A 13,209-nucleotide genomic window follows, 5' to 3' on the forward strand; every position below is an offset into this window, starting at 1 on the left:
ATCCATTGCACCTCAAAAGGTGAACGTTCACCTAACCACCACGGGGTGAACGGTAGATTTTGCCCGTTCAACGGTTGCTGGGGATGTGACTTGCATGTATTGCGGACTGGTTGGCGTCCCCGAACACCGAACTTGAGCGCTTTTGCTCAGGTGGGTCATGTCCCGACGTACATTTTTGGGAGTATTCAGCATTGGAGCGCACCGTGCGCCATCCTCAGCGTCCTATTTGGAACGCAGATAGCGCCCGATCGGCATAAAAAGTGCCCCCGATGGCAAATTACGCCATCGGGGGCACTTAAAACAGTCGTTCTGCACCTCATTCAGGGCATGCCAATGCTGAATACTCCCAAAAATGCACGTCGCAAGAGGGGGTACCTGCTCAATCGGCTAAATACCCGCAAGTTCGCAGTAGCGGTCGACATTGCTGGCAAATACCATCTCGACGGCGCCCTTCTGGACGGGCACCGTCGGGGTCCTTCCCCACAGCAGATAATCGCCCAGCGTCTTAGCGCCGCGATACGCCAGGCTCGTCGGGTCCTTATAGACAATATTGGTAAAGATACCGCGGCGCAAGGCCAGAGCACTTTCGGGAAACAGGTCGTTGCCGATCACCATGACCTGACCGGCCTTGCCGGTCGAGACGAGCGCGTCGGCAACCACTTCGGAACCAACGGCAAAAACGCTACAGATAAGTTCGGGGGCGTCCGGCGCACTCAAGCGCTTTTCGAGCTCATGCTCGAGTTGTTTGACTTGCGCATGGGCACCTGCAAGATCCTCAACCTGCCATGGAATATCACGTTCGCGCAGGTAATTGTGGAAGGCGCGGGCGGTTAGATAGTGCGAATCGGTATATGGGTCGCCTGTCAAAAGGAGCACGCGGGCGTCGGCCCCAGAAGCATGGACCAGGTTTGCCGCCTGCTCGGCCATAAGGCTGCCTGCCGTCGAATAATCGGCCAAGCTCGCACCCAAACGATTCAAATGCGGACGGTCGCCGTCGACAAGCTCAATCGTCACGCCCGCCTCGGCGATCTGCCCCAAAAGCTCAGTCGCACGATCGTCGCCCGGCGCATAGGCGAGCAAGCCATCAATCTTCTCGCCCACCTGCAGACGCTCGTCGATTTGCTCGAGTGCATCAGCGTAGCCGCCCACGCCAAATTCAACGCGCTCAACCGTAATGCCCCGGTCGATGACCTCCTGTTCAAAGCGATTGCAGCCTTCCCACAGGTAACGGAAAAAGTACGCTCCCTCGCGCGATGCGCGGGGCAGGCAAAACACCAGATTGATATCCTTGCGGCGCAGGCTTGAGGCACTTGTGTTGCGGTGATAGCCCATGGCCTCGGCCTTAGCGTTCACCTTGGCGCGCACGGATTCGCTCACGCCGGCCTTTCCCGTCAGAGCCTTGTGCACGGTATTGATGGAAACGCCAAGCTCGGCGGCTATGTCCTTCATGGTTACGCGAGCGCTCATGCGGTTACTCCGTTATAGATAAGTTGCCAATTAATAGTCCAGTTAACGATACCCCAAAAATACTCTTCGACTCGCCGTGCTCTCCCTCAAATGCACAAAGCGCCCCGCGAACGGATGCCCGCGGAGCGCTTGGATGTCCGGACCTTATTTGATACCGCGGCCCAAGTCTTCGGCGATTTTGTCTACGCCCTTAAGTGCGGCGCACGTCTTTTTGTTGGAGCAATGCCCCGTGCAAACGCCACCCTGAGCGCAATCGGCACAGGTGCCCTTGCGGTAGATGCGCACGCATACCGCGACAAATGCAACGCCGATAACGGCCAGCACAACAATATCGATAGGTGCCATAGCAAGCCTCCTCTAGTTAACCAGCACTTACTTTACCCCATTCTCCACCTACCAAAAAGGGACAGGTTTATTTTGGTCGGTTTTATCTGCGGAAACGTCACATCTCCCCCACCAAAAAGCCCGAGTGTCGCTGGGACACCCGGGCTCGTGGAAAGGGGCTGATCCTTATTCGGACTTAAGCGGAAACTGCGGCGGAAGCAGCGTTGGTCTCGTCCTCGTCGGTCCATACATGCTTAGGCATGGGACGGAAAATCTGGAAGAGCATCGCAACGAGCAGCACGACGGCCACAATCGTCCAGAAACCAAACTGTCCGAGCGCGAACAGGTTGTAGAACTGGTTGATGAACAGACCGATCACCCAAGCGAAGGCGCACTCGTAACCGATGGCGATCGCAGTCCACTTGCCCGAGTCCATCTGGTTGCGGATGGTACCAATGGCGGCGAAGCAGGGGGCGCACAGCAGGTTGAAGGCACCGAAGGCCACGCAAGCGCCCATGGTCGGGAACATACCGGCAAATGCGGTCCACAGGCTCGGGTCGGTCTCGCCGGCGTCGGCAACGGAGAGCAGCGAACCGGCGGTTGCGACGACGTTCTCCTTGGCAACGAGGCCAGAGACGGACAGCGCGGTTGCCTGCCAGGTGCTAAAGCCGAGCGGGGCGAAGATCCAGGCGACCAGGTTGCCCAGCATGGCGAGCACGGAGTAGTCCATGAACTCCTCGGGGATGCCCTCCATGGCAGGCAGGAAGCCAAAGGCGCCGTTGTAGCTACCAAAGTTGGAGAGGAACCACACCACGACGGTAGAGGCGAAGATGACCGTGCCGGCCTTCTTGATAAAGGCCCAGCAGCGCTCCCACACGTGCAGCGCCCAGGAACGGATCGCCGGGAAGTGGTAGGCGGGAAGCTCCATGACAAACGGGGTCGGACGGCCGGCGAAGAGCTTGGTCTTCTTGAGCATGAGGCCCGAGGCGATGACGGCAAAGACGCCCAGGAAGTAGAAGAGCGGGCTGATCCACGCAGCGGTGGTGGAAGAGTCGCCGATGATGGAACCCATGAGCAGGGCGATGATCGGCAGTTTGGCACCACAGGGAATAAACGTGGTGGTCATGACCGTCATGCGGCGGTCCTTCTCGTTCTCGATGGTCTTGGTGGCCATGACGCCGGGGACGCCGCAGCCCGAGGACACGAGCATGGGGATGAACGACTTACCGGACAGGCCAAAGCGGCGGAACACGCGGTCCATGATAAAGGCGACGCGGGCCATGTAGCCGCAGTCCTCCAGGAAGGACAGCATCACGAACAGCAGGAACATCTGCGGCACAAAGCCGAAGATGGCGCCCAGGCCGCCAACGATACCGTCGCAGACCAGCGAATCGACCAGGCCACCGTCCTCGGTGCCACCCGCCACGAGGGCGTCGTGCACCATGGTGGTGATACCCGGGACATAGGGGCCGTACTGTGCCGGGTCGACCGAGTCGGCGTCGTCACCCGCGGCCTCGACAGCCTCATCGTAAGCATCGCGGCCCTGACCGAGCACATACCAACCGTCGGTGCCAAAGAGCTGATCGTTGGTGAAGTCGGTCACCGTTCCGCCCAGGGTGGAAACGGCGATGTAGTACACGCAGAACATGATGACCACAAAGATCGGCAAGCCCAGGATACGGTTGGTAACCACGCGGTCGATCTTCTCGGAGGTGCTCATCTTGGCCGGGGCCTTGGTGAGGCACTCGTCGATGATGTGCGCGATGACGCCGTAGCGCTCGCCGGTGATGATGGACTCAGCGTCATCGTCGCAGTCCTGCTCGCACTGAGCGACCAGCTCTTCGACGCGAGCGGCCTTCTCCTTGGTGAGGTTGATGAGCTTGCAGGCGTCCGCATCGCGCTCGAACAGCTTGACGGCATAGTAGCGGCGCTTGTTGGCGGGAACGCTTGCAGACAGGTTATTCTCGATGTGGCCCAGAACGTCCTCGATGGAGGAGTCGAACTTGTGCTCCGGCACCTGGCCCTTGGAAGCAGCGGACTTCTTGACCTGCTCGAACAGCTCCTTGATACCCTTGTTCTTAAGGGCCGAGATCATCATAACCGGGCAGCCGAGCTTTTTGGAGAGCTTGTCCGTGTCGATCTTGTCGCCGTTCTTCTCGACCAAGTCGGCCATGTTGAGGGCAACGACCACGGGCAGGCCGGTCTCGATAACCTGAAGCGCCAGATACAGGTTACGCTCGAGGTTGGTGGCATCGACAACCTGGACGACAACATCGGGCTCGCCGCTCATGAGGTAATCGCGCGAGCATTGCTCCTCGGGGCTGTAGGGGGAAAGCGAGTAGATGCCAGGGAGGTCCGTGATGGTAACGTTCTTGTCGCTTAGGAGCTTGGCCTCCTTTTTCTCAACCGTGACGCCGGGCCAGTTGCCAACGTAGCCGTTGGCGCCGGTGATCAGGTTGAAAAGCGTGGTCTTGCCGCAGTTGGGGTTACCCGCCAACGCGACATGGATCTGAGAATCCGCCATTCAATCCTTCTTCCTTGTGTGCCCGCGCTGCTTTCTCCGCGCAGGCTGGATAATGTGCTTCAAAGATGCTGCATTAAGTTAGAAATACCTAACTTTATCTGCAGAAATATACGCCGTGAGCCCTTACTGGACCTCGACGACGGCGGCCTCCTCCTTGCGGATGGAAAGCTCGTAGCCGCGCACGTTGATCTCGACCGGATCACCGAGCGGTGCAACCTTCACGACCTTGAACGAAGTGCCCTTGATGAGCCCCAGGTCCATAAGGTGGCGGCGAAGCGCACCCTCACCGTGAAGCTTGATGATGGTGGAGCTCTCGCCCACCTTAACGTCACCCAACGTCTTCATTTACTTGTCCCCCTTTCAGTGCGTACAGAAATACCGTCGACTAACCGACGGTCATGATGTGCATGGCAACCTTGGAATCGATGCCAAAGCGTGCGCCCAGCACAGTGACGATGATATTGGCGCCACTCGAGCTCACCACGTGGATTTCGCTGCCCTCGACAAAGCCGAGGTCCTTGAGGTGGTGCTTCATATCCTCATTGCCCTTTACACGAGACACGCGCACGGTTTCGCCCGCTTTTACCATCGAAAGCGGCATTGCCGGCATCTGCGGTCCGCAAGACATGAGTGGCTCCTAACGTCAGTTCGTCCTTAACATCGACGCGGCAAAAGTTAACCACGTCTATGTTCGCTTTAGTAAACTAACACGTGGTTAACTTTTTGGAAAGGGTCCCCATTCAGATTTCGAAAAAGTTTCCTATATGAAACAAAAGGGCGCGGCAAAGAGCTGTCCTTTGCCGCGCCCTGTCATGCTTAAAGCGAGAGGTTTCTGATCGACGTGACGCAGGAAGCCTCATCCACGCCCGAAACGCGGAACACGACATCCTCGCCGCACTCGCCATAGAGGGCCATCAGGCCCGTCACGTCGCGACCATCGACATGACGGTCGCCAATGCTGACCGACACGTCACTACGATGCTTGGCGATAATATCATAGAGCAGCGCAACCGGGCGGGCATGTAATCCCAACGGATCTTTAATCGTCTTCGTAAACTCGACCATGTCCCCTCCCGCGACATCGCACATCGGCCGGCAAAACCCAGCCACGTGGTAGTTATTGTAGCGTTAGATGCTTGTTGAGGGCGGGATGGAAATCGCATCCCATTTCGAGCGTCAATGATGGGACACAGTTTCCGCCAGAAGGCTCAACCGGAAAGCGCGTCCCGTTATTTGGCTGGATTCTGGGTCGCAGTTTCCAAAAGGACCCTGTTTGGGAAACTGCGACCCGTTTTGGACGCAAATTCCGGGTCGCAGTTTCCGCGACGCCCAGTCAACCTATGCCCTCGCAACGCCCGCGCATAAAAAACGAGGGAAGGCACGCGTCCTTCCCTCGTTGTGGGCATTATGTAGCCGCTCGCCTACATCAGGCGCAGGCTGACGTCCTTGAGCTGGGCGCCGGAAACGGCACTCGGGGCGCCCGACATAAGGTCGGAGCCGCTGGCCGTCTTGGGGAACGCCATGACGTCGCGGATGGAGTCGGAACCGGTGAGCAGCATGCACACGCGGTCCAGGCCCAGAGCGAAACCGCCCATCGGGGGCGCACCAAACTTGAGGGCCTCCATGAGGAAGCCGAACTGAGACTCGGCACGCTCCTCGGTAAAGCCCAGGAGCTTGAGCATGGACATCTGCATCTCGGCGTTGTGGATACGCATACCGCCGCCGCCGGCCTCAAAGCCGTCCATGACAAAGTCGTAGGTGCAAGAACCGGCTGCCAACGGGTCGGCCTCGATCTTGGCGATGTCGGTCTCGGTCGGCAGGGTAAAGGGCTGGTGCTCGGCAGCATAGGCCTTGCGATCCTCGTCCCAGTGGAACAGCGGGAAGTTGACGACCCACAGGAAGTCGTGGCCCTCGCGCTTGATCTCGAGCGCATTGGCCATGTGCGAACGCATGCCGCCCAGGATCTCGTCGGAGAGCAAGCGCGGGCCGGCGGCGAACATCACAAGGTCGCCGGGCTCGACATCCATGCGCTCGCGCAGAGCCGCCATCTCCTCGTCCGAGAAGAACTTGACGATGGGGCTGTTGATAGAGCCGTCCTCGCGGAAAGCAATCCAGGCCAGGCCCTTGGCGCCAAACGTGGAGGCCACGCCGGCAAGCTTGTCGATCTTGGCACGTGCCCAGGCACCGGCGCCCTTGGCGTTGATGGCCTTGACGACAGAGCCCTCCTCGTTTGCGGCAGTCGCAAAGACCTTGAACTTGGAGTTGGCGAAGATGTCGGTCAGGTCGACCAGGTGCATGCCATAGCGGGTATCGGGCTTGTCGGAGCCATAGGTGTCCATGGCCTCCCAGTAGTCCATACGACGCAGCGGCGTGGGCATCTCGACGCCCATGCGGCCGAAGGCGTCGGCCAGGACCTCCTCGAGCGCGCTCATGACGTCGTTCTGGTCCACGAAGGACATCTCGATATCGACCTGGGTGAACTCGGGCTGACGGTCGGCACGCAGGTCCTCGTCGCGGAAGCACTTGGCAACCTGGTAGTAGCGCTCAACGCCACCGACCATGAGCAGCTGCTTCAGGAGCTGCGGGGACTGCGGCAGGGCGTAGAAGTTACCCGGCTGAATACGGCTGGGAACGATGAAGTCGCGGGCGCCCTCGGGCGTGGACTTAAACAGGGAGGGCGTCTCGACCTCCATGAACTCACGGTTGTGCAGCGCCTCGCGAATGGCAAAGGTAAAGTCGGAGCGCAGCTTGAGGTTGGCCATCATCTCGGGACGACGGAGGTCCAGATAGCGATAGCGCAGACGGGTGTCCTCGCTGGTCTCGATGCCGTCCTCGATCTGGAACGGCGGGGTGACGGATGTGTTGAGCACCTCGGCGTGGTCGGTCAGGACCTCGATCTCGCCGGTCGCGAGCTTGGCGTTGGTGGTCTCCTCGCCACGGGAGCGCACGACGCCGTGGATCTTGATGGGCCACTCGGGACGCATGGTCTCGGCGATCTTAAAGGCGTCGCCGTCGGAGTGCTCGGGGTCGAAGGTGAGCTGCGTGATGCCCTCGCGGTCGCGAAGATCGCAGAAGATAAGGCCGCCGTGGTCGCGGCGACGGCTCACCCAACCGGTGAGGGTGACCTCTTCGCCCACGTTCTCGCGGCGAAGCTCGCCGCAGGTACGGGTGTGCATGGAATGCTCGTCGATGGGACGGGTCTGGCTCATACCAGTGATCCTCCTTTATGGATCTGTGCCGCCCCGTGTCGTTCCGGGCGGCGTCGTACAGATTTGCCCAGCCTGCGTAAACCGCGCAGCCAGACACGGCGTTCTATCTTATCGCACCTGTGTCGATGTGCCGCGGAAAAGTAGCTCCTGCCCAAAGACTTGACGGAGACGAAACAATTGACGCACCGCGGCACCCGCTCGCGCTCGTCACGTGCGACAATATGCCCCAATAAAACAGCACTCGGAAAGGCCCGCCATGACTGCACGCCTCATCGTTATGGATATCGACTCCACGCTCATCAACCAGGAGGTCATCGACCTGTTGGGCGAGGAGGCCGGCGTAGGCGAGCAAGTGGCGAAGATCACCGAGCGCGCCATGCGCGGCGAGCTCGACTTTAAGCAGGCGCTCGAGGAACGCGTGGGGCTGCTTGCCGGCTTGGACGAGAGCGTGTTCGAGCGCACCTTTGAGCGCGTGACGTTTACCCCCGGCGCGCTGGAGCTTGTGCGCTCGGCGCACAGCAAGGGCTGGAAGGTCGGCGTGGTAAGCGGCGGCTTTCACGAGGTCGCCGATAAGATCGTGGCCGCCGCGGGCATCGACTTTTGCCTCGCTAACCGCCTGGAAGTCGTGGACGGCAAGCTCACCGGCAAGCTGGCGGCAGACATCGTGACCAAGGAATCCAAGCTCATCCGGCTGCTGGATTGGGCGGTTGAGTGCGGCGTCGATATGGCACACACCGTGGCAATCGGCGACGGCGCCAACGATATCCCCATGATTCAGGCCGCGGGCACTGGCATCGCGTTTTGCGCCAAGCCCAAAACGCGCGAAGCCGCCCCGTTTGCCATCGACGAGCGCAACCTGATGCTCGCCATGGACATCATCCTGCGCGACTAGTCAGTTTGCCTCACAACTTCATCTAATCTGACATGTCAGATTTCCGAACAATTCTGCTCTAATGTTCGGAAACAACCCTTCGCGTGCTAAACTTTTAAGCGTCGAAGGGAACTTATATGGACAAACGCGATCTTGAGCAATTGCTAAGTGACGTGGCAGACGGATGCGTTGCACCGGCCGATGCCCTCACGCGCATCCAGACGGCGCCAACCGCCGACCTGGGCTTTGCACAGCTCGATCTTTCGCGCGGCGTGCGACAGGGAGCCGGCGAGGTTGTTTACGGCGCCGGTAAAACCGCCGAGCAGATTGCCACCATTATCGAAGCGCTGCGCGATGCAGGCCAAGAGCGCGTTTTGGTCACGCGCCTCGATGCCGATAAGGCCGCGCACACCGCGGAGCTTCTTGATGACGCTATCGACCTGGGTTATGTCCCGAACGCACAACTCGCCCTTGTGGGCGGCATGCCCTCCCCCACCGGCAACGGACGCATCGTCGTCGCCTGCGCCGGCACGAGCGACCTGCCCGTCGCCGAGGAAGCCGCGTTGACGGCCGAATTCTATGGCAACGAGGTCGACCGCCTCTACGACGTCGGCGTCGCCGGCCTGCACCGCCTGCTCGCGCATGCCGAGGAACTTGCGCGGGCGCAGGTTGTGATTGCCATTGCCGGCATGGAAGGCGCTCTGGCGAGCGTCATCGGCGGCCTTGTAAGCTGCCCCGTGATTGCAGTTCCCACAAGCGTGGGCTACGGAGCAAGTTTTGGCGGCGTAGCAGCGCTACTCGCCATGCTCAACTCCTGCGCCAGCGGCGTTTCGGTCGTCAATATCGACAACGGCTTTGGTGCCGCCTACCAGGCAAGTCTTATCAACCATCTGAGCGCCGGCACGACCCGCGCCCGCTAAGGAGCATTCCGTGTCCAACCATCAGCATACGCTTATCATCGACGGAACCTCGGGCATCAGCGGCGACATGACCGTCGCGGCGCTACTCGATCTGGGCGCCAGCGAGGAGCACCTGCGCGAGCAGCTCGCCACGCTTCCGGTCGACGGCTTTGAGATTGCCATCACCCGCGTAAACAAGCATGGCATCGACGCCTGTGATTTTGACGTCCAGCTTGCAGAGGAGCTCGAGAACCACGATCACGACATGGCCTGGCTCTACGGCAACGAAGCAGCTGCCGAGCACACACATGAGCACGAGCACCACCATCATGAGCACGACGAGCACAGTCACTGCCACGAACATGATCATGAGGCCCACGGCCATGACCACGAGGGTCATCATCACGCCCACCACCATCACCACCGTTCTTTGGCGGACGTCACCGCTATCATCGACGGCTCGCAGCTAAGCGATGGCGCCAAGCGTCGTGCGGTCGCCATCTTTACCGCGCTCGCCGCCGCCGAGGCAAAGGCCCACGGCAAAACGCCCGAGACCGTCATGTTCCACGAGGTAGGCACCGTCGATTCCATCGTCGACGTCTGCTCTGTCGCCATCTGCCTCGATGACCTAGGTATTGAGGATATCGTGGTCGAGTCGCTTTCCGAGGGCCACGGCACCATCCACTGTGCCCACGGCCTCATGCCTATTCCCGTCCCCGCTGTCGTCAACCTGTGCCAGGCGGGCAATATCGCCCTCACGCCCGCACCGGTCGCCGGCGAGCTCGTGACGCCCACGGGCGCCGCCATCGTCGCCGCACTGCGCACGTCCGAGCACCTACCGGCCCGCTACCGCATCGAGGCCGTCGGCTACGGCGCCGGTAAGCGCCCCTACGAGGGCTGCTCCGGTACGCTTCGCTGCCTGCTCGTTCACGCGGGCGCATAGCCATGGATGCCCGCAAAGAAAAAAGCCGCGCTGCCATCGTTGCAGCGTTCTCCGAGCTGCTACGCGAAGAGGACTACGGCAAGATTACCGTCGGCGACATCATCGCGCGCGCTCACGTAGGCCGCGCGACATTCTACGGCCTCTTTAAGAGCAAAGACGACCTACTGTCCGAGCTCGTGAGCGACATCTGCACCCACGCCCTCGACGACGATGGTACGCCGCTCGACGATCCGCTCGTACAAGTCGAGCATATCCTCAACAACCTCTGGGAACGCCGTCAAGGCGTACGAGCCCTCGTAGCCGGCGCCGGCTCACGCGTCTTCGCCGACTGTCTCCGCAAGACCATCATGTCCCGAGCAGCCGAAACCGTCCCCAACGACCCAAACGGCCCCGCCGCCGCCATGGATCGCAGCTTCCTACTACACCACATAGCCTCAAGCTTCGTAGGAATGGTCCAATGGTGGGCCTGGCACAACTTCCAAGCAAACAAAGCCGACGTAGCCAAAGACTACCTCTCAGCCATTAAGCCTCTCTTCAACTGAGTAAACCCCTCATCCCAAAGTTCCGACCTCATCTCAAAGCGCCGCCCCAACCCAAAGCACAATCCATCCCAAAGTGTCGACAGAAGCCCAACGCCCCTACCAGCAACAAGCCCCTCCCATCCAAATTCAGATATATATTGGGTTGCTTGTACGAACGCAACAAAGATCCCGCAGCTGTCCGCATGGGGTAACTTCCCAGCGCATTCCGCAGGACGCAAAAAGGCTCGCCGCACGAAGTGCGCAGCGAGCCTTTTTGCATGTCCGAGGACGCGCTGGGAAGTTACCCCATGCGGCCAGCGGACAACTATGTAGCCTCAGACTAGAACATGCCCAAGAAACCATGCACAAACAGCGCGGCCAGAGCGGCACCGACAAACGGAGCGATGCCAGGAACAAGCAGGCCATACTTCCAGTTGTTGTCGGCCTTGTTCTTGATCGGCAGCACCTGATAGGCCATGCGAGGACCAAGGTCACGAGCCTGGTTCATGGCGAAGCCGGTGATACCGCCCATGCCCATGCCAACGGCCCAAACGATCAGGCCGACGCAGATAGCGAGCATCAGAACATTCTCGCCGGCACGGCTAGCGGCAGCAAGGATGGCGCTGATGAACACAAAGGTGCAGATGGCCTCGCAGAAGAAGTTGCGGGCATAGTTCGTGCCCTCGGTGGTGGGGTTGGTCGAGAAGATGTTGCGCTGAGCAATGGGGTCGACGACGCCCTCGGAAGCCTTGAACTCATCGGCATACATCAACCACGCGATCACGGCGCCCACAAAGCCGCCGAGCATATCAGCAATCATGAAGGGGATGCAGCTGCTCCACGGCACCAGGCCTACGATGCACTGGGCAAGCACCATAGCCGGGTTCATGCACACGGCGCCGCCAAAGACAAACAGGCAGACCGAGATGCCAAAAGACCAGGTGGTGATGGCAAACATATGACCGGAGCCCTGATACTTGGTGCCCTTGAGCACGGTATCGCAGTGCACGCCCACGCCAAAGATGATCATGAGGGCCGTTGCGCCGAATTCGCAGAGGAGTTTGGTAAGCATAAAACCTTATCTTTCTTGTCGGTTATAAACGATTCGTTTAGGCCGCGCGCTAGTGCTGAGCGACGACAACGCCCAGGCCATCGGGAATGACGGCCACCTTGGCATCGGCACCCTTCATCTCAAAGGCGAGCTTGAGCGCCTCCTCGAGGGTGTTGACCGGCGTCATGTGCATATCCTTGATCATCTGGTGATCGCACAGGTCGGTGACCATGATCACAGGATGATGCGCCAGGATGCGGGCAAAGATCTGGCTCGTCCACTGATCGGGCAGGGTCTCGTCCTTAGGACGGTCGATGCAGGCGCGCTCAAACTCTGCCGGGTCGTTGTCGGCGATGTTGTGATAGAAGCCCTCGCCACCGTGACCGTCGGCACAACCGGCGACGTCGATAATCACACCGCCCTCGGGAAGCGTAGCCTCGGCAGAGCACATGCCCTTCACGGCCTGGTAGATGTTCTGGTCGAGCGGGTAGCCGCCGTTGGTGGTGATGGCGATCTCGCACTCAACGGGCTCAACGCCGGCAAGGCTCTTCACGAACTCGCAGCCAGCCTCGTGCGCCTTGTGGATGTCGCCGGCAAAGGAGCCAATTACCTCGTGCTTGCCGTTGAGCACCACGTTCAGCACAAAGGCAAGGTGAGCCATCTCGGCAGCGGCAAACATGTCCTCGCTCACGTGGTTGTGGCACAGGTTGCCGGCGCGCGAATGGGAATCGTTCACAAACTGGCCGTTGTGGTTGTACATGATGGTCTTGTAGCTGGCGATGCCGGGCAGGACGGACTTGCGGCTGCCGGAGAAACCAGCAAAGAAGTGCGGCTCAATAAAGCCCTCGGCAAGCAGCAGATCGCAATCGACGGCAATCTTATTGATGATGCACTCGCCACCAGAAGGCAGGGTGCCGATCTTTTTCATCATGCTGTCGTCAGTCGCGACGTGCATAACGATTTCCTCGTTGGCAACGATCTCCTCGCCGTACTTGTTGACGAGCTCCTCGTGCGTCGACGGACGATGCATACCCGTAGCAACCAGAATGCGAACGCGCGCTTCAGGCGCAGCAGAATGGATGTGATGCAGCAGAATAGGCATCGTCACACGCGAGGGAACGGGGCGCGTATGGTCGGAGCTAATGATGACGATATCCTTCTTGCCGGCGCAAAGCTCCTCGAGTGAAGGCGAGCCATAAGGGTTAGCAAGCGACTCCTCTACCAGCTCTTCCTGCGATTTCGTGGTCTTAAACTCGTTTTGATGACCTTCCATCACACCCGCGAAGTTCTTATCCTCGAGCTCCAGATGCAACGTCTTGTGGTCAAACGGCAGTTCACATTCAAACAATGACGAGCGCCCTCTTCCTTTCAACTGACACACTAGATAAACCGTTGGAAGG

Annotated in this window: 13 protein-coding genes; 4 read left to right on the top strand and 9 right to left on the bottom strand. The window is 59.8% G+C overall.

Features of this window, described 5'->3' with window-relative positions:
• Window positions 1–387: 387 nt before the first annotated feature.
• From AAAX34_RS01100 to aspS, 7 genes are all read right to left on the bottom strand, one after another.
• Entirely contained in the window at window positions 388–1,467 is a 1,080-nt protein-coding gene (locus AAAX34_RS01100) for a substrate-binding domain-containing protein (protein WP_055309672.1), read from the bottom strand.
• Window positions 1,468–1,611: 144 nt separating this feature from the next.
• Window positions 1,612–1,812, bottom strand: coding sequence for a hypothetical protein (locus AAAX34_RS01105; protein WP_006234772.1), 201 nt, complete (start codon window positions 1,810–1,812; stop codon window positions 1,612–1,614).
• Between the two features lie 175 nt (window positions 1,813–1,987).
• Window positions 1,988–4,315: a ferrous iron transporter B gene (locus AAAX34_RS01110; protein WP_349109729.1), complete on the bottom strand. Its 2,328-nt coding sequence runs from the start codon at window positions 4,313–4,315 to the stop codon at window positions 1,988–1,990.
• Window positions 4,316–4,438: 123 nt separating this feature from the next.
• On the bottom strand, window positions 4,439–4,660 hold the full coding sequence (locus tag AAAX34_RS01115) for a FeoA family protein (RefSeq protein ID WP_349073847.1): 222 nt from the start codon (window positions 4,658–4,660) through the stop codon (window positions 4,439–4,441).
• A 40-nt stretch (window positions 4,661–4,700) separates the two neighbouring features.
• Window positions 4,701–4,943: a FeoA family protein gene (locus tag AAAX34_RS01120; RefSeq protein WP_040358815.1), complete on the bottom strand. Its 243-nt coding sequence runs from the start codon at window positions 4,941–4,943 to the stop codon at window positions 4,701–4,703.
• A 188-nt stretch (window positions 4,944–5,131) separates the two neighbouring features.
• Window positions 5,132–5,380, bottom strand: coding sequence for an HPr family phosphocarrier protein (locus AAAX34_RS01125; protein ID WP_349109730.1), 249 nt, complete (start codon window positions 5,378–5,380; stop codon window positions 5,132–5,134).
• Window positions 5,381–5,736: 356 nt separating this feature from the next.
• Window positions 5,737–7,524 carry an aspartate--tRNA ligase gene (gene aspS, locus AAAX34_RS01130; RefSeq protein WP_006234779.1) on the bottom strand — a complete coding sequence of 596 codons (1,788 nt, stop codon included), beginning with the start codon at window positions 7,522–7,524 and terminating at the stop codon, window positions 5,737–5,739.
• Between the two features lie 256 nt (window positions 7,525–7,780).
• Between aspS and serB the strand changes: the two genes are divergently transcribed.
• From serB to AAAX34_RS01150, 4 genes are all read left to right on the top strand, one after another.
• The gene (gene serB, locus AAAX34_RS01135) at window positions 7,781–8,416 is read left to right on the top strand and encodes a phosphoserine phosphatase SerB (protein ID WP_260699187.1); all 636 of its coding nucleotides are present in this window, start codon (window positions 7,781–7,783) and stop codon (window positions 8,414–8,416) included.
• Between the two features lie 116 nt (window positions 8,417–8,532).
• Window positions 8,533–9,315 carry a nickel pincer cofactor biosynthesis protein LarB gene (gene larB / locus AAAX34_RS01140; RefSeq protein ID WP_349109731.1) on the top strand — a complete coding sequence of 261 codons (783 nt, stop codon included), beginning with the start codon at window positions 8,533–8,535 and terminating at the stop codon, window positions 9,313–9,315.
• Between the two features lie 10 nt (window positions 9,316–9,325).
• On the top strand, window positions 9,326–10,237 hold the full coding sequence (locus tag AAAX34_RS01145) for a LarC family nickel insertion protein (RefSeq protein ID WP_349109732.1): 912 nt from the start codon (window positions 9,326–9,328) through the stop codon (window positions 10,235–10,237).
• Window positions 10,238–10,239: 2 nt separating this feature from the next.
• Window positions 10,240–10,779: a TetR/AcrR family transcriptional regulator gene (locus tag AAAX34_RS01150; protein ID WP_349109733.1), complete on the top strand. Its 540-nt coding sequence runs from the start codon at window positions 10,240–10,242 to the stop codon at window positions 10,777–10,779.
• 319 nt (window positions 10,780–11,098) lie between these two features.
• Here the strand turns inward: AAAX34_RS01150 and larD are convergent, their stop codons facing one another.
• A complete protein-coding gene (larD, locus tag AAAX34_RS01155; RefSeq protein ID WP_152067525.1) occupies window positions 11,099–11,830 on the bottom strand; it encodes a D/L-lactic acid transporter LarD in 732 nt (243 codons plus the stop codon).
• A 49-nt stretch (window positions 11,831–11,879) separates the two neighbouring features.
• Window positions 11,880–13,157, bottom strand: a complete 1,278-nt coding sequence (larA, locus tag AAAX34_RS01160; protein WP_195234153.1) for a nickel-dependent lactate racemase — start codon at window positions 13,155–13,157, stop codon at window positions 11,880–11,882.
• Between the last annotated feature and the right edge of the window lie 52 nt (window positions 13,158–13,209).

Source organism: Collinsella sp. CLA-ER-H4, assembly GCF_040092395.1.
In the GTDB taxonomy this organism is placed as follows: Bacteria; Actinomycetota; Coriobacteriia; order Coriobacteriales; family Coriobacteriaceae; genus Collinsella.

Excerpts from the sequence above, each read along its gene's own strand:
- AAAX34_RS01150 (WP_349109733.1), top strand. The coding sequence starts at position 10,240 with ATGGATGCCCGCAAAGAAAAAAGCCGCGCTGCCATCGTTGCAGCGTTC.
- AAAX34_RS01120 (WP_040358815.1), bottom strand. The coding sequence starts at position 4,943 with ATGTCTTGCGGACCGCAGATGCCGGCAATGCCGCTTTCGATGGTAAAA.
- aspS (WP_006234779.1), bottom strand. The coding sequence starts at position 7,524 with ATGAGCCAGACCCGTCCCATCGACGAGCATTCCATGCACACCCGTACC.
- serB (WP_260699187.1), top strand. The coding sequence starts at position 7,781 with ATGACTGCACGCCTCATCGTTATGGATATCGACTCCACGCTCATCAAC.
- AAAX34_RS01105 (WP_006234772.1), bottom strand. The coding sequence starts at position 1,812 with ATGGCACCTATCGATATTGTTGTGCTGGCCGTTATCGGCGTTGCATTT.
- AAAX34_RS01125 (WP_349109730.1), bottom strand. The coding sequence starts at position 5,380 with ATGGTCGAGTTTACGAAGACGATTAAAGATCCGTTGGGATTACATGCC.
- AAAX34_RS01110 (WP_349109729.1), bottom strand. The coding sequence starts at position 4,315 with ATGGCGGATTCTCAGATCCATGTCGCGTTGGCGGGTAACCCCAACTGC.
- larB (WP_349109731.1), top strand. The coding sequence starts at position 8,533 with ATGGACAAACGCGATCTTGAGCAATTGCTAAGTGACGTGGCAGACGGA.
- AAAX34_RS01100 (WP_055309672.1), bottom strand. The coding sequence starts at position 1,467 with ATGAGCGCTCGCGTAACCATGAAGGACATAGCCGCCGAGCTTGGCGTT.
- larD (WP_152067525.1), bottom strand. The coding sequence starts at position 11,830 with ATGCTTACCAAACTCCTCTGCGAATTCGGCGCAACGGCCCTCATGATC.
- AAAX34_RS01115 (WP_349073847.1), bottom strand. The coding sequence starts at position 4,660 with ATGAAGACGTTGGGTGACGTTAAGGTGGGCGAGAGCTCCACCATCATC.